General features: G+C 53.3%; 11 protein-coding genes. 9 read left to right on the plus strand and 2 right to left on the minus strand.

The features are described 5' to 3' along the window. Positions 1-140: 140 nt before the first annotated feature. Genes Thiofri_RS06645 through Thiofri_RS06655 form a run of 3 tightly spaced genes read left to right on the plus strand, consistent with a single transcriptional unit; the run spans position 141 to position 6,679 of the window. On the plus strand, positions 141-2,234 hold the full coding sequence (locus tag Thiofri_RS06645) for an O-linked N-acetylglucosamine transferase, SPINDLY family protein (protein WP_009150926.1): 2,094 nt from the start codon (positions 141-143) through the stop codon (positions 2,232-2,234). A gap of 60 nt (positions 2,235-2,294) precedes the next feature. Beyond that, the gene (locus tag Thiofri_RS06650; protein WP_083848570.1) at positions 2,295-4,490 is read left to right on the plus strand and encodes a tetratricopeptide repeat protein; all 2,196 of its coding nucleotides are present in this window, start codon (positions 2,295-2,297) and stop codon (positions 4,488-4,490) included. 23 nt (positions 4,491-4,513) lie between these two features. After that, positions 4,514-6,679, plus strand: a complete 2,166-nt coding sequence (locus tag Thiofri_RS06655; protein WP_009150928.1) for a tetratricopeptide repeat protein — start codon at positions 4,514-4,516, stop codon at positions 6,677-6,679. Between the two features lie 89 nt (positions 6,680-6,768). Here Thiofri_RS06655 and Thiofri_RS06660 read toward each other — a convergent pair whose 3' ends face one another. Together Thiofri_RS06660 and Thiofri_RS24720 are read right to left on the minus strand one after the other, a co-directional pair. Then, positions 6,769-8,511 (minus strand): tetratricopeptide repeat-containing sulfotransferase family protein, encoded by a 1,743-nt coding sequence (locus Thiofri_RS06660; protein WP_009150929.1) that lies wholly within the window; start codon positions 8,509-8,511, stop codon positions 6,769-6,771. Between the two features lie 101 nt (positions 8,512-8,612). Continuing rightward, positions 8,613-9,626 (minus strand): class I SAM-dependent methyltransferase, encoded by a 1,014-nt coding sequence (locus Thiofri_RS24720; RefSeq protein WP_009150930.1) that lies wholly within the window; start codon positions 9,624-9,626, stop codon positions 8,613-8,615. A 927-nt stretch (positions 9,627-10,553) separates the two neighbouring features. Here Thiofri_RS24720 and Thiofri_RS06675 point away from each other — a divergent pair. The 6 genes from Thiofri_RS06675 (at position 10,554) to Thiofri_RS06700 (ending at position 17,142) form a co-directional block, all read left to right on the plus strand. Continuing rightward, entirely contained in the window at positions 10,554-11,447 is an 894-nt protein-coding gene (locus tag Thiofri_RS06675; RefSeq protein ID WP_009150932.1) for an Rpn family recombination-promoting nuclease/putative transposase, read from the plus strand. Between the two features lie 116 nt (positions 11,448-11,563). Further along, complete coding sequence (locus Thiofri_RS06680) at positions 11,564-11,713, plus strand: type II toxin-antitoxin system HigB family toxin (RefSeq protein WP_223296821.1); 150 nt, start codon at positions 11,564-11,566, stop codon at positions 11,711-11,713. Between the two features lie 43 nt (positions 11,714-11,756). Continuing rightward, entirely contained in the window at positions 11,757-13,304 is a 1,548-nt protein-coding gene (locus Thiofri_RS06685; protein WP_009150933.1) for an ATP-binding protein, read from the plus strand. Positions 13,305-13,392: 88 nt separating this feature from the next. Next, entirely contained in the window at positions 13,393-14,952 is a 1,560-nt protein-coding gene (locus Thiofri_RS06690; protein ID WP_009150934.1) for an ATP-binding protein, read from the plus strand. 82 nt (positions 14,953-15,034) lie between these two features. Beyond that, the gene (locus Thiofri_RS06695) at positions 15,035-15,544 is read left to right on the plus strand and encodes a hypothetical protein (protein ID WP_009150935.1); all 510 of its coding nucleotides are present in this window, start codon (positions 15,035-15,037) and stop codon (positions 15,542-15,544) included. Between the two features lie 50 nt (positions 15,545-15,594). Continuing rightward, positions 15,595-17,142 (plus strand): ATP-binding protein, encoded by a 1,548-nt coding sequence (locus Thiofri_RS06700; protein WP_323706229.1) that lies wholly within the window; start codon positions 15,595-15,597, stop codon positions 17,140-17,142. Positions 17,143-17,180: the final 38 nt, after the last annotated feature.

Raw genomic sequence — 17,180 nt, forward strand, 5'->3', positions numbered from 1 at the left:
CAAGCGCTATTGCTTGAGTGCCCGAGGCGCCATCGTCGTTCGGTGGCCAGCACCTGTTTTTGCGGCTCCCGAGGTGTTAGGCTGCTCGAAAAGACAGGAGGCCACATTGTTAGCTGTTCGAAGTTTCGGAGGCCGGTAGCATGTCTCGACCACAAGAGTCCTTAGATCACATCCTAAGAAAAGCAACCCAACATCACGAAAGTGGGAACCTAGAAGCAGCCGTAGCAGGCTACCAGGTGGTCCTTGGCGCGAGACCAGACTTGGCGAGCGTCCATAATAATCTAGGAAATGCCTTGTTGTCGCTTGGCCGTCCGCAGGACGCCTTGGGTGCCTTCGATTCGGCGGTGGCCTTGGAGCCCGAGGACGCGATCCTCAGATTTAATCGGGGCAACCTGTTGCGCCAGCTTGGCCGTTACGACCAAGCGATTCTTGCCTTTGAAGCGGCGATTAACCTGCAACCGAACTTTGCCGAGGGCTACCTGAACCTGGGTCTGACGTTAAAGGACTTGGAGCGCTACGACTTGGCTCTAGCCGCTTTTGACAGGGTGCTGCGGTTGAAACCCGGCTTTGCGGCGGCTCACAACAACCGCGGCATTGTTCTCAAGGAACTGGGCAGATTGGAAGAAGCGCTCACAGCGTACGACACCGCGCTCAGCCTGCGGCCTGATTTTGCCAAAGCGCATAATAACCGTGGCTTTGTACTGAAGGACCTCGGTCGATACACCGATGCGCTAGCCGCCTGTGATGCCGCGCTGCAATTGCAGCCCGATTTGGCCGATGCATATAATACGCGTGGTTATGTGCTGAAAGACATGGGACGAATCGCAGAGGCACTGGCTGCATGCGAGACGGGACTGGAGTTACAGCCGGATTTGGTCGACGCGCATAACAACAGAGGCGGCCTGCTTCAGGCGCTGGGTTATCAGAATGAGGCAATAGCATCCTATTGCGAAGCGATTCGTATCAAACCGGATTACTCTCTTGCTCACAATAATCGCCTTTTTGCCCTGCATTATGGAGAGCGAACACCGTCAGGCGCGATATGGGCGGCCGCCTGTGAGTTTGGGGACAAATTCGGTAAGCCTCGTTTTTTTGACCAAGAACCATTCAGAGGCAAGTCAGATGGACGCGTTCATATTGGCTATGTATCAGGCGATTTTCACAACCACCCGGTCGGGTACTTCCTTGAGAGCGTGCTAAAAAATCACGACCACAAGAAGTTTTCAGTTCATTGCTACGATACCCAGGGTGCGCAAGATGACCTGACTGCGCGTCTTAAACGTCATGCGCAGGTGTGGAGAAGTCTTGTCGGGATAAACGACGCCGGGGCCGCCGAACAGATCCGCTCAGACGAAATTGATATATTGATCGATCTTTCTGGTCATACCGCGCATAACCGATTGTTAGTGTTCGCCCAGCGCCCCGCGCCGGTCCAAGTGACCTGGCTAGGGTACTTCGGTACCACGGGGTTGCCAACGATTGACTATATATTAGCGGATCGCTATGTGGTAACTGAAACGGACGAGCAGTTTTTTTCTGAGAAGATCGTGCGACTGCCGCATAGTTATCTCTGCTTCACGCCGCCAACTGAAAACGTGGGCATCAAGCCGTGTCGCTCAGCTCGTAATTTTATCAAGTTCGCAAGCTTTAACAATATTGCAAAGTTGTCCGATCAGACCATCTGGTTATGGGCGCAAATTATTCTGAGAGTGCCAAATTCACAATTGGTTATCCGCGATAAGGCGCTTGGTGATGCAACAGTTCGGCAGAGAATTATCGACCGTTTCGCAATCCAGGGCGTTGTCCAGGAGCGCCTGGATATTAAACCAAGTCTGCGTCGCGAGGAGTACCTTGAATCCTATAACGATGTCGATATCTCGTTGAGTCCGACGCCGTTCGGCGGTGGCACGACGACAGCCGAAGCCCTGTGGATGGGAGTGCCCGTTGTTTGTTTGCGTGGAGGTACGTGGGTTGGGCGGATCAGTGAAAGCATTATCAAAACCGTGGGTTTGCGGGACTTGGTTGCGGAAACCGAGGAAGAGTACATTCATATCGCCACATCGTTGGCAACTCGTGCTGATCAGCTTCACGAAATGCGTTCTGGCTTACGATCAAGGTTGGAGAACTCCCCTTTCTGTGACTGTCCAGCTTTCACGCGCGATTTGGAAGAAGCGTTTCTAGGCATGCTGGATAGCTGGCGGCGACCATGCGCCTCGCCTCCGTTTGGGCAATAGAACCGAAGGCCCACCTAAACTGAAAAATCTGGAACAATTTTTGGATCGATTTTAGCCATAATGGGAAGAACGCGCACAGCAAAAGCGCTTTTAGATGATGCGGTGGCAAAACACCGCCGGGGAGATCTTGCGGGAGCGATAGCTGGTTACAAGGAACTGCTGAATCAAGCTCCAAACCACGCGGACGCGCTCCATCTTCTCGGTCTCGCGTTTTATCAACAGGGGGAAAACGAGCAGGCGGCGCGTCTGATTGATCGCGCAATTCAGTCTGACAGTCAAGTTGCGCTTTTTTACAATCATTATGGTCTTGTCCTCTATGCCCTGTCTCGAACCGAAGAAGCCCTTGCGGCATTTGACGCAGCTTTGAAATTGAACCCGGGGTTCGTGAAGGCCCATAATAATAGGGGCGCTGTCTTAATGGGGGCTGGCCGCCTAAAGGAAGCGCTCGCCGCTTTTAATAATGCAGTGGGTTTGGAGCCTGGTAACCAAGAAGGGCACGTGAATCGAGCGAAAGTGCTAGGGGAGCTTGGCCATCTTGGTGAATCGGTGGAGTCTTTTCAGACCGCAATAGCAATTGATCCTTGTCTTTCGGATGCCCATTTTCAACTTGGAAATGTTTTGAGGATGCTCGGGCGCATGCAGGATGCGCTGTCAGCTTATGATCATGCGCTTAAATTGGACGACAAAGATGCTTCAGTCTATGCCAACCGTGGAAATGTGTTGGTTGAATTAGGACGGTTAAAGGAAGCCGAAGAGTCCTATAGGAAAGCCTTGGCAGTAGATCAGGACCATATCGTAACACTTAATAATTGGGCGAGCCTATTGCTCAAACAAGGGAAATCGCGAGAGGCTATTTGCGTATTCGAAACAGCCTTGGCAATCAACCCCAAAAACCCGGAGGTGAATAATAACTACGGTGCAGCGCTAAGGGATGTTGGCGAGTTAAATGAAGCAATAGCGGCATTTAAACAGGCAATTACATCAGAACCGAGTTACTACCAAGCACATAGCAACCGCATAATGGCGTTACATTATCGGGAGGAAAATCCAGATCAGCGAATTGCGAGAGCAATCAGGCAATTTGCTGCCCGGTTCGAGCAAGAGGAAATCTGTCGCCCCTCCATGTTGGCACGAACGCTCAGGCGGAAAATGCGGATTGGATATGTCTCCGGTGACTTTCGTGAACATCCAGTGGGGTATTTTCTCGAGGGCGCCATGTTGCATCATGATCGTGCTGAACTAGAGATATATTGTTACAGTAATAACCGAGTACGCGACCGTCTCACTGCGCGTTTGCAGGCTTGCGCCAACAAATGGCGAACAATTGAAAATTTGCCAGACAAGGCTGCGCTCGAGTGTATTCGCACAGATGGAATTGATATCCTCGTCGATCTTTCCGGGCATACCGCGAACAATCGCCTTTCTCTGTTTGCGCTGCGGCCGGCTCCGGTTCAAGTGACTTGGCTTGGCTACTTTGGTACAACGGGTCTGAAAGCGATTGACTTCATCCTCGCAGATCGATTTGTGATTCGCGACGGTGAGGAAGAAAAATTCTCTGAACGGGTATGGCGTCTCCCGGAAAGCTACCTATGCTTCACACCGCCCGTCACTAGAAGCGAGATTGACTCAAAGTGTGCAATGCCGGACTCTGTTACCTTTGCCAGCTTCAACAACATTCTCAAACTCTCGGAACGAACAATCAGGCTCTGGTCCCGTGTTTTGAAAGAGGTCCCTGGATCTAATCTGTTGATACGGGATAAAGTGCTGGCCGACCCGGGCGTCCGCGCTAAAGTTCTTGGAGAATTTGTGAAATCTGGAACATGCCCCGAGCAACTGGTTATGGAGTCCAGCGTTTCTCGCGAGGAATATCTTCGGGAATATTGCGATGTGGACATCTCTTTAAGCCCCACTCCCTTTGGGGGCGGCACCACGACCGCAGAAGCTCTCTGGATGGGGGTCCCAGTGGTTTTTTTAAGTGGTGGAACCTGGGCAGGGCGGATCGGTGAAAGTATTCTCCGCACTGTTGGTTTGCCAGAGTTAGTGGCTCAGGATGAGGAACGATACGTTGGAATCGCGACAGCCCTTGCCGGTGACGTCAAGCGAAGAAGAGAATTGAGAAATGATCTGCGGGGGATGGTCCAAAACTCGCCGCTGTGCGATTTTACAACCTTCACTTATGAGTTGGAGCGTGCCTATCGGGAGATGTGGAAAGATATTACCGAGCGGGTTGCACATGGATATGGCGATTGGCATTAACCTGAAAAACAATGCGATAAGAAATGGCAGATAAAGACGATCTGGAAATTCTTGCGCCCGTACTTGAGGCTCTAAACGGAGATGACTTGAATGTTGCTCTTCGGGCTTATGATGGCTTGGTGAGGGATGCTCCGGAAGTCAGCGGCTATCATGTGAACCGGGGTAATATCCTGCAAGCCTTGGGGCGCCCAAATGAAGCGCTCGAAGCCTTCGATTGGGCCATCAGGGTATCGCCGAGTGATCCGGTTTCGCATTTTAATCGGGGGAACCTTCTTCGTGCCATTGGGAGGGCAGCGGAAGCCATTGAAGCATATGGTAGGGCAATCACTTTTAATTCACATTTTGCCGAGGCATTTCTTAATCGCGGCATTGTTCTCAAAGGCATGGGCCGAAATCAGGAGGCACTGGAGGCCTATGATAACGCCGTCGCTGAAAACCCAAGCCTCTTTCTTGCCCATTACAACCGGGGAGTTCTGCTGCAAGAACTTGGTAAGCACGAAGATGCGCTGCGGGCTTTTGAAGCGTCAATTGATATCAATCCGAGATATGCAAAAGCGCAGAATAATCGAGGAAACCTTCTGAGGGTATTCGGGCGTAATGAAGAGGCAGTGCAGGCGTTTCGGTTGGCACTGGAGATTGATGGAAAGTGCATTGAGGCGCTGATTAATTACGGGAACTTCTTGCGCAGTCAAGGAATGTTGCAGCAGGCGCTGGGATATCTTGACTCGGCAATTCACCTGAATCCTGCCTCTACTGAGGCGCATCTCAACCGTAGCGCCACTTTGCAGGAAATGGGGTATTTTCATCGAGCGCTTGAAGCGTGCGATTCGGCTTTGGCACGAGATCCGGATTCAATTTCCGCGCGCCTTAATCGTGCTGGAATTTTGAAGGATCTCGGATTGTCTCAGAAGGCCATGGATGAATACGACTGGGTGATAGCACGTAAGCCGGACCTAGCTGTTGGACATTCCAATCGCTTATTTTCCCTGCACTACTGGGAAGAGAACGTGCAAAGAGCAATTTTCCCTGCTGCACTTGAGTATGGCCGTGAATTTGGTTACGCGGCGAACGAAGGACCTTATACGAAGAATAAAAGAAATCAAGCTAAATTGCGTGTCGGCTATGTGTCGGCCGATTTCCGCTGTCACTCCGTCGGGTTTTTCTTGCAGCAGGTGTTTGCTCACCATGACCTTCAGCAGATTGAGCTATTTGTCTACAATAACGGTGAGGTCAGGGATAATCTAACCGAGGCGCTGTCGGGAAAAGTAACGCATTGGGTCGATATTCTCGGTCTTCCGGATGATAGCGTGGCAGATCGTATTAGAGCAGATGGTATTGATATCCTGGTCGATCTCTCGGGGCATTCGGCGGGGAATCGTCTGCCTGTATTCGCTATGCGCCCGTCCCCGGTCCAAGTCAGCTGGCTTGGGTATTTCGGAACCACTGGCCTCAGCGCGATGGATTATGTGATCGGGGATGGGGTCGTGACACCAGCCGGATGCGAAAAATACTTTGTCGAAAGAATATACCGGCTTCCGGGTTGTTATCTTTGCTACACGCCACCCGCGCTGGATATTGATACCAGTCGCCTTGGAGGCAAGGCAAGGGAAATCACTTTCGGAAGTTTCAATAATGTCGCAAAGATTTCAGATTCTACGATTAAACTTTGGGCACGGGTGTTGGATGAGTCAAAAGATAGTCGATTGGTCCTTCGCGATAAGTCATTCACCGAACTGTCAATGAGGAAGCGGATGCTGGCGCGTTTTGGGAGTTTTGGGCTCGCGGCGGAGCGTTTGAGCTTAGAGCCAGCTTTGGGTCGGAGGGAATATTTAGAGTCCTATCGGCACATCGATGTTGCTCTCGATCCTACACCCTATGGTGGGGGTACGACTACGGCAGACGCTTTGTGGATGGGGGTGCCTGTTGTTACGCTTCGCGGAAAGACGTGGGCTGGCAGAATCAGTACCAGTATTCTGAATGCCCTAGGAATTCCCGAGTTTTCAGCTCAGGATGAAAACGAGTACGTGTCCATTGCGTCTTCATTGGCGAGAGATAGAGAAAAAAAGGAGAAACTGGCAAGGGAATTGAGAAGGAAGATGCTTTCGTCGGGCTTTTGTGACGGTGCTTGGTTTACGCAAACGCTTGAAGCAGCTTACCGAACAATGTGGTCGGATTGGTTTACTACGTGAATATATTTCAGATAATAGGCTTTTGTTTCGTTTTGCTAGATCGGGCATTTTCGTTGTAACCAAATTGTGCTTTGTACAGTGTTTTGGATTCACGAATTCAATGCCTTTTCTAGGTCCGTGAGGAATTTTTTGTAATTTCGCCAATGGGATATTCTCGTTGTGTATATTGGCTTTCTAACCTGTTCAGCACTTGCTGTTTTGATTTCCCGCTTATTCAAGTGGGGGGTCAGGCATTCAGAATGAAAAGGGAGACTGCAGTGGGTAAGCAAGCCTCTAATCACAGGTTCTGGTTCGCGGACGAGAGATTCGTAGTCGACGTGATGAATCTTTAACGGAAGCACTGTCTCCCAATGTTTCATGACCTTGAGGTATTCGCTGTAATAGCGTCCGAGCATTAAAAAACTATTGGCATAGCCATGGCCATTTTCAAAGGGATTGGTGAAAATCGACCAACAGGTGGCCATCGGGTTGCGCCGGCAATGGATAATGGTTGCCTTTGGGAAAAGTTTAACGATGAACCATAAGTAAGCAAAATTATGACAGTTTTTGTCGACGACGTGTTTGGCTTTGTTATCGAATGTGTCGAGGTAATTCAGATACCCGTTCGCGATGGCTTTGACTTGATTTTCAGGGATATCTTCAAGGCGGGTTCCGCCATTCCGCTCCTGTTGGACGAGGAGGTCCGTTTTTTCGGATATCCACCCAAGTTCACCCGCGCCATGTACAAGGGGATGGCAGTCAAGCATTTGCTCGACCAGGCTTGTACCGGAGCGTGGCATACCTACCACGAAGATTGGTCGTCTAGTTGGATGCGCGGTGGACCCATGGCTTGAAAAGAATGATCGTGTGATCCGAGACCGAATCCATCGGATGTAAGTATAGCCGTTGTCGTGGCTTATGCCTTCGTCTTTCTGGTGATATTCGCGCGCGATGCTGTAATGCCGAAACGCGCGGGCATAGTCGGCTTTCTGCTCGTAGAGAGACGCAAGCATAAGATGCCCTGTTCTGAAATCAGTAACCTGGCATTGGCTCGCTTTCAATGCTAGGTGACATTCGGTGATGGCATCCTCTATTCGGCCCGGCTTTTTCAGGCATACCGCAAGTTGGAGTCGGACGTTGGCGTTATCCGGGTCAATGGAGAGCGCAGCCCGAAAATCATTGATTGCAGCGCACCAACGAGATTGGGCTTTTCTTACTGTGGCGCGGTTGATATAGGCAGCCGCGTAGAAAGGGTTTAGTGAAATAGCTTGACTGAAAGCTTTGATCGCTTTTTCAATTTGGTTAGTACGTTTGCAGGCGACTCCGAGAGTGTTTAGAAGTCTCGCTTGATCCTCCCCTGTTGTTTCTGCTTGGCGACATATGCTAATAGCATCGTCGTATTGGCCCTTGTCAATGAGCAGGTTGGCATAGCTCAAGGCGGACGAGTGGTTGGTTGGGTCTAGGGAGAGAGCTCGTTGATAGGCGAGAGAGGCATCATCGGTGCGGTTGGTTTCCTCGAGTAACAGGCCGTATGCGCGATGGTAGTCTGCAACCGAGGGATTTACTTCAATGGCCGTGCGCAGGTATTTCTCACTTTCTTGGTAATCGGCATGGCGGAGCAAGATAGTTCCTAAGAGGTAGGCGACACGGCCGCGTTGCGAGAGCGGGAGAAAGGGAAATGCTTCCCTATACAGGTCAACGGCCTGATGGAGGTCTCCTTGTTCGTGGCATATCAATGCCTTCTCTAGTGCGTTCGCCATGTCGAGCGGAGTGTCTAGCAGTCGGTTTTGTGATGTAGGCGCATCCATCGATATCAAAACTTTTGTACTCGTGAGTTGGCGCGTTGTAGGCATTGATGTGTCTCTTTGGGACTGAGTTCTTTAACTTCCAGTTCTGACCACAGTTACCGTTAGAGCGAGCAGTTGTGCGTAAAAACAGGCATGGCGTTCTGGTTTTATAACCCGTTTAGCGAAGAGACAAAGTTTTGGATGTCAGCCTCGCAATTTTGCGACAAACTAAGAATCTGCGGGAGGTGTGCTGCATATTCTAGGTAATCGATTTCGATCCACTTGTCGATTAGTCCCTGCAGATTTTCCGATAGGTGGCGGGAGGTGGGGTCCAAATTTCTAACCAGGGCGAGACCGCTGGGAAAACTCGGGATTGTCATGATGACAAGGTCGGGTCTTTCCTGTTTGAGCAGCGGCACGATTTTCCAGGTGTCGCCGACCCAAAACTTTGTTTGACGCTGGCGCGATGCGGTGATCGGGTCAAGCGGGTAAATGTCATGGAAAAGAATCAGCGAGCGGGGGTGACTGCTAGCTTCGACATGAATGAAATCGCGGAGAGCTTGATCGAAACTGTGATAGCCATCTATAAAGCAGAAATCAATCGGCGAGTCGTCAAGTAATTTGGTTACTGTGTTTTGGCGAAAGAAGTCGTCGCTGGTTTGAGCGAATATTTTTGTCCAGGCTGTGATCGAAGTGTTAAGAATTGGCGCTGGATCAACACCAATACAACGCGTTGGTGGTCGGGCTTTTGCAAGGGAGGAGCCGGTCTCAATGCCAATTTCAAGGTAAGTTTCGGGTTGTAAATTGATGTGTAGCCATTCCAACCAATGATTGTAGGGCGGGCCGGGTAAACGTTGTTGGGCGAGTTGAATGTGATACTGAAAGAGTTCTTCGGAGTTATTGTTGATCTGTTCGCGAATACCCGCTAAAACGCTTTCTTGGATTCTTGCTTTCTCTGCCGCGAGGAGCTGTGCGCTCGCTTCGTCAAAGTCGCCATGTTTTATCAGGGTTTCAACGTAACTTTGCCAGAAGTGTCCTTCCGTTGGATTAGCGTGAACGGCTGCGCGGAACAAATCAATCGCGGTGTCGAGCTGGCCAGTGTCCGCGGCGATCACTCCCAAATTGTGATTGGCCTCGGCATGATTGGGTTGTTCGCGCAATATTTGGTGGTAAAGCGCCACGGCGTTTTCGAGTTTTCCGGCAGAGTGATAAGTGGCGGCTTCCCGAAATAGATGTTTAGGGTTTGCCCGGTCATTCTGGGGGGGGGGCTTCTTGTGGTGACTCGGATTCGTGTTTCACGGGTTTCTCCGAGATGGATTGGAATGGAGATCAGGAAAGCAGTCAAAAAGTTTAGCAAGTGGACTAATCATTGTTTGCGGGCTTCAAAAATGAGCTGTTAGCGAGACGCTGATTTATTCGACTTCGGGGACTTGGTTGTGTGCTAAGTGGCTGATAGGTCAAGGCCTTGATTTTTATAAACTGGATAATCAGCGTTTCCTTGGCGAATGTGTCGTAAGAGTGTGTTACATCGGGACTTCGGACAGAATTCGGTGGCGGTGATCAACTCATTTAACCTAAATGCGCTAATCATTGCTTTTGCTCCTCAATTGTCAATGAATCCAGAATGTGGATGGTTTTGCGCGTGGATTCGGCATTCCTAGTGAGACGCTGCCGATGCTTACAACTGCTTGTGCGAGAATCCAGTGTGCCATGGTGAGCGGTGGTTATGCTAGCGCGCCCCCATGGTCTTGCTTTCGCGACGCGGGACTGACAGCGGTCGCCATCTGGTCTGCCTGCCCGACTGTGGTAGCCTTCGTTAGGCTGATGACGCACTTTACGTGAAACAACAAGCCTCATCCTTCGGGGCGGTCGTTACCATGATCGTTAGGTCCACTTTGTGTTGCGATACAGTGTGCGAATACCGCCAGCAGGTTGGGGGTAGCCAAAGGATGCCGCTGCGTTGTCACCAATCAAGACCGAGGATGATATGACGCCTTGGTGGCGCGGATGGATGAAGGCATCAACGCCAACCATGAGGTGAATCGAGCCTCACACCTGGGCGTAACATGACCGCTTAGCGGCTCCAGCCTCGATCAAGGCAATCGGCCATGCAAACACTGCTCGACCCCACCAACGACTATGTCTTCAAACGCCTTTTTGTCGAGGCGCCCGAACTGCTGGTGGCGTTGATCAACGACCTGCGGCCCGATCTGCCCACGATTAGCTCGGTCAAAATCCTCAATCCCAACATTGAGCCCAGCGAACTCAGTGGCAAATACATCATCCTCGATGTGCTCGCTCGCGACGCCGAGGGCCACTGCTACAATGTCGAGATTCAGGTCCGCCGTTATGGCGCCTGGCACAAACGCGGGCTGTTCTACCTTGCGCGCACTCTCGGCGGTCAGCTGCTGGCTGGGGAAGACTACCAGGAACTTCGCAGCTCGGTCGGCCTGCACCTGCTGGCTTTCGACCTTTTTACCTCCACCGAAAGCGAGCGCCAGCAAGCCCTTTGGCGCTTTGAGATGCGCGATGAAACCCAGCCCCAGGTTTCGTTGGGGAACATCCTGCAAATGAACCTGATCGAACTCAACAAGGCTGATCGTCTTGGGCTCCCACCTGGGCCGCTGCGCGCCTGGATCACCTTTTTCAAGCACTGGCAGGAGGAACTCACCATGGCCGCTGTCGCTCACGAACCCGTCCAACAAGCCATGAACCGCATCCGCGTGCTCAGCGCCGATGAAGAAGCCCGCCGCCTCGCCTTCGTGCGCGAACGCGCGCTGCATGATGAGGTCTCTTTTCTGAATGAGGCAAAGCGTGAAGGTCATCGGGAAGGCCATCACGCCGGCATGGGCACCATGCTCAGGAAGCAAGTTGCCCTGAAGTTTGGCGCCTTACCCGACTGGGTGGACAAGCAACTCGCATCAGCGACAGATTCACAGCTGGAAGATTGGGTGGTGGGTGTATTGACGGCAGATTCGCTGGAAGACGTGTTTCACCAATAGGCCGAGGTCGAATCGCTGGCGCGCCTGGAGGCCGGGCAAAAGGCGCTGGAGCTGCTCGTGTTGCGGAGCTTTTCGATGCTTTGACGCGCCTTGATCGGAATCAGCAACCTGAAGGGGTGTTCCGGAAAATTCTCAAGAATCGCCGCTTAGTGTTCAATATCAAGGGTAACGATTACCGGCTGGTGGTGTCTGTTGTTTACTGCTATCAAGCGGTCTATGTGAAATTCATCGGTACCCATCGGGAATACGATGCCATAGCTGGTTGACTGATATGGTTTGGTGGCCGTTGCAAACTTTCAGGGGATAGCCATGACGCGTCTATCGCTGCCCATCGGTATCCAGACCTTCGCCGAGATTCGCGAAGGAGGGTACTACTATGTCGACAAAACGGGCTTTGCGTTGCGGCTGTTCTCCGAAGGGAAATACTATTTTCTCTCTCGACCGCGCCGTTTTGGCAAGTCGTTGTTTCTGGATACCCTGGCGGAGTTGTTGGGTGGCAACCGAGAGTTGTTCGCTGGCCTTGAGGCGGAGCATAAATGGGACTGGAGTCGGCGTCATCCGGTGATTCGGCTGAGTTTCGGCGGTGGGGTGCTGCACAGCCGTGCCAAGCTCGATGAAAAGATCGATGAATTGCTCACGGACAACCTCGACCGCCTGGGCGTGAGCGCCACGCACCGCAGCCCATCCGGGCGTTTGCAGCAGTTAATCAAAAGCGCCGCGACTGCTTACGGGGAAAAGGTTGTGGTCCTGGTGGACGAATACGACAAGCCGATTCTGGATAATCTCGGGGACAAGGAAGCCGCGCGGGCCATGCGCGATGGGCTGCGCGATCTGTATTCGGTCATCAAGGACTCGGATGCCCACCTGCGCTTTGTCTTCCTGACCGGAGTGAGCAAATTTAGCAAGGTGAGCTTGTTTTCCGGGTTGAATAATCTGAAGGATATCACCGTCGATGCGCGCTACTCTGCGCTCTGCGGTTATACCGAAGAGGATCTGGATGGCGTCTTCGCTCCCGAGCTGGCAGGTTTGGACCGCGAACAGATTCGCGCCTGGTATAACGGCTACAACTGGACCGGCGATGCCGTTTACAACCCCTTTGACGTGCTGCTGCTATTCGACAGCCGGCTGTTCCGGCCATGGTGGTTTGAGACCGCCACGCCAACGTTTCTCATCGATGTCTTGAAGGACAGACACACCTGGCTGCCGGCACTCGGTGACTTGCGCGCCGATAGCGAACTGCTCTCCGCTTTCGATGTCGGCCATATCAGCACAGAGGCACTGCTGTGGCAGACCGGTTATCTGACGATCGACAGCCAAGAATTTGTCTTTGGCGAATATCGCTATCGGCTGCGCTATCCCAACCGCGAGGTCTACCAAAGCCTCAACAACAGCCTGCTACGCGCCTGGACCGCCGACGGGCAGACAACCCTGGCCAACAAGACCCGCCTGGGCGACCTGCTGCTGGCCAATGACTTTGACGGCTTGAAAGACCTCATCACTGCCTTCTATGCCAGCATTCCGCACGACTGGTATCGCAACAACCCGATTTCCCAATACGAGGGCTACTATGCCAGCGTTTTCTATGCCTACTTTGCCAGCCTGGGGCTTGATCTGACGCCAGAAGAGAGCAGCAATGCTGGTAGGCTGGATTTGGCGGTCAAGTTCAATGGTCAGATTTACCTGATCGAATTCAAGGTGGTCGAGCACAGTGGCGAAGGCGCGGCCATGGCGCAGCTCAAGGCAAAGGGCTATGCCGATAAATACCGTAGCCAGGGCCAGTTGACTCATCTGATCGGGGTGGAATTCAGCGCCGAACAGCGCGCGGTAGTGGGCTTCGAGGTCGAGACGCTGAGTTGACGTGTGGTCTGGCCCAGGGCAAAACCCGGCCAGCCTGCTAGACTGCGACCGCAAGCAGAGATAACGGCCACTCGCCTCAGGTCCGCCTATGTCGCGCAAGAAGCTTCCAATCGGTGTTCAGACCTTCGCCAAGATTCGCGAAGACGATTACTACTATGTCGACAAGACCGGCTTCGCGCTGCGGCTGATCGAGGAAGGTAGTCATTATTTTCTGTCCCGCCCGCGCCGTTTTGGCAAGTCGTTGTTTCTGGATACTCTGGCGGAGCTTCTCAGTGGCAATAGGGAGCTTTTCGCTGGCCTTGAGGCGGAGCATAAGTGGGACTGGAGCCGGCGTCATCCGGTGATTCGGCTGAGTTTCGGCGCCGGAGTCGCTCGCGAGCCAGCCGCGCTGGAGGAAAAGATTTGGGAGCAGTTGCGTGTCAATCAAAAGGCACTGGGCATCCGCTGCTCGGAGCCAACTGCGCAGGGCTGCTTTGCGGAGCTGATTCGGGAAGCCAAGGTCCAGGCTGGAGCGCCGGCAGTGGTCCTGGTTGACGAATACGACAAGCCGATTCTGGACAATCTGCACGATCCTGAAATCGCACGGGCGATGCGCGACGGGCTGCGCGATCTCTACTCCGTGATCAAGGATTCGGATGCGCATCTGCGCTTTGTCTTCCTCACCGGAGTGAGTAAGTTCAGTAAGTTCAGTAAGGTCAGTTTGTTCTCGGGGCTCAATAATCTCAAGGATATTACCGTCGATGCGCGTTACTCCGCGCTCTGCGGCTATACCGAGAACGATCTGGACCAGGTTTTCGCTCCGGAGCTCAAGGACCTGGATCGCGACCGGGTTCGCGCCTGGTACAATGGCTATAACTGGACCGGGGATGCGGTCTATAACCCGTTCGATGTCTTGTTATTGTTCGACAGCGGGTTGTTCCGCCCTTGGTGGTTCGAAACCGCCACGCCAAGCTTTCTGATCGACGTGCTAACCACGCGTCAGACATTTGCGCCGAAACTGGATCGACTCATTGCCAATGATCGGTTGCTGTCGGCCTTCGACGTCGACTACATCGCCACTGAAGCGCTGCTTTTTCAGACCGGTTACTTGACCATCGATAGCATGCGCGAGCGCGGTGCAACGACGGAATACCGGCTGCGATATCCCAATTTGGAAGTGCGCGCCAGTCTTAATGGTGCTCTGCTCGATGCGCTGAGCGCGCGCAGTTCCGCAGTGGCCGAACACAGCTCTCGCCTCTACGATCTGTTGCTTGCCAATGACTTCAGCGGTCTGGAACAGCTCTTTACGGCTTTCTTCGCCAGCATCCCGCACGACTGGTATCGCAACAACCCGATCTCTCAATACGAGGGCTACTACGCCAGCGTCTTCTATGCTTACTTTGCCAGTCTTGGCCTTGATCTGACGCCGGAAGAGAGCAGCAACGCCGGGCGGCTGGATTTGGCGGTCAAGTTCAATAGCCAGGTGTATCTGATCGAATTCAAGGTGGTCGAGCACAGCGGCGAGGGAGCGGCCATGGCGCAGCTCAAGGCCAAAGGCTACGCCGACAAATATCGTGGCCGAGGCCAGCCAGTTCATCTCATCGGTGTGGAGTTCAGTGCCGAGCAGCGCGCCGTGGTGGGGTTTGCCGTCGAGACCCTAGCCGGCTAAGCCGAGCGGCTTCGTTGCGGTGGCTTGGCTGAGCTGTTCAGCTGCTAGAATCAAAGCATGGAGTCTTCGGGAGACTGGTCACATGAATCACTGCCAGCAAATATCTTGCGCCCTCGTGCTTGCCGGCATGAGCCTGGGGGCTTATGGCGTTGACACCGCGCCGCGCATTTCAGATCGCGAGATCATCGAGTCGCTCGCGCGTCTGGAGGCTGGGCAAAAGGCGCTGGCGGAACAGACCGACCAGCGTTTCAAGGCGATGGAAGCGGGCATCGACCACCGTTTCGCGGCTGTCGATCAGCGTTTCGCGGCCATCGAAAAGCGCCTTGATGATCAGATGTTGGTCATGCTCTCGATGTTCTCCGCCTTGATTCTGCTCATTGTTGCACTCTTTGGCTATATCGTTTGGGATCGGCGCACCGCGCTGCGTCCGCTCGAAGCTCGGCTTGCGGAGCTTGAGCAGGACTTGGAGCGCGATCTGCAACTCCGCCACGAGCAGGGCTCGCTGCCAACGCGGTTGCTAAATGTGTTGCGGCAACTGGCGAGGGAGGATGAAAAGCTCGCCGGTGTGTTGCGGAGCTTTTCGATGCTTTGACGCGCCTTTTACGGACTCAGCAACCTGACACGGCGTTCGGCAAGAATCTGATGTTGCGCAAGAAGCTTCCGATTGGTGTTCAGACCTTCGCCAAGATTCGCGAAGACGATTACTACTATGTCGACAAGACCGGCTTCGCCCTGCGGCTGATTGAGGACGGTAGCCATTATTTTCTCTCCCGTCCGCGCCGCTTTGGCAAGTCGCTGTTTCTGGATACCCTGGCGGAGCTTCTCAGTGGCAATAGGGAGCTGTTCACTGGCCTTGAGGCGGAGCACAAGTGGGACTGGAGTCGGCGTCATCCTGTGATTCGGCTGAGTTTCGGCGGTGGGGTGCTGCATAGCTGCGCCAGGCTCGATGAAAAGATCGATGAATTGCTCACGGACAACCTCGAACGCCTAGGCGTGAGCGCCACGCACCGCAGCCCATCCGGGCGTTTACAGCAGTTAATCAAAAGCACCGCGACTGCTTACGGGGAAAAGGTTGTGGTCCTGGTGGACGAATACGACAAGCCGATTCTGGATAATCTCGGGGACATGGAAACAGCGCGGGCGATGCGCGATGGGCTGCGCGATCTGTATTCAGTCATCAAGGACTCGGATGCCCACGTGGGCTTTGTCTTTTTGACCGGGGTGAGCAAATTTAGCAAGGTCAGCTTGTTCTCGGGGCTTAATAACCTCAAGGACATCACCGTCGATGAACGTTACTCGGCGCTCTGCGGCTATACCGAGAACGATCTGGACCAAGTCTTTGCTCCCGAGTTGGAAGGTCTGGACCGCGAACAGATTCGCGCCTGGTATAACGGCTACAACTGGACCGGCGATGCCGTTTACAACCCCTTTGACGTGCTGCTGCTATTCGACAGCCGGCAATTTCGCTCCTGGTGGTTCGAGACCGCCACGCCGACTTTCTTGATCGAGGTGCTGGCCGGGCGGCATACGTTCGCACCCAGTTTGGAACGCCTGTTGACGGACGAACAGCTTCTTTCGACCTTCGATGTCGACTACATTGCCACGGAGGCTTTGCTGTTCCAGACCGGCTATTTGACTATCGATCACATGCGCCAGCACGGAGCGGTGACTCAGTATGTCTTGCGCTACCCAAATCTGGAAGTTCGCTCCAGTCTGAACAATGCCTTGCTGCATCAGCTGCGCGGTCGCGCGTCAGACACGCCAAGTCAGGCCGCACGCCTCTACAACCTGCTCGAAGTGAATGATTTCAGTGGTTTGAAAGATCTCTTTACCGCCTTTTTCGCCAGCATTCCGCACGATTGGTATCGCAACAACCCGATCGCCCAATATGAGGGTTACTACGCCAGCGTCTTCTATGCTTATTTCGCCAGCTTGGGATTTGACCTGACGCCAGAGGAGAGCAGCAACGCCGGTCGGCTGGATTTGACCGTCAAGTTCAACGGCCAGATTTATCTGATCGAATTCAAGTTGGTCGAGCACAGTGGCGAAGGCGCGGCCATGGCGCAGCTCGAGGCGAAAGGTTATGCCGACAAATATCTTGGTCAAGGCCAGTCGATTCATCTGATTGGGGTGGAATTCAGCGCAGAACAACGCGCAGTGGTGGGGTTCGAGGTCGAGACGCTGAATTGAGTTGCGGTCTGGCCCAGGGCAAAAGCCGGCCAGCCTGC

The organism is Thiorhodovibrio frisius, from assembly GCF_033954835.1.
GTDB classification, from domain to species: domain Bacteria; phylum Pseudomonadota; class Gammaproteobacteria; order Chromatiales; family Chromatiaceae; genus Thiorhodovibrio; species Thiorhodovibrio frisius.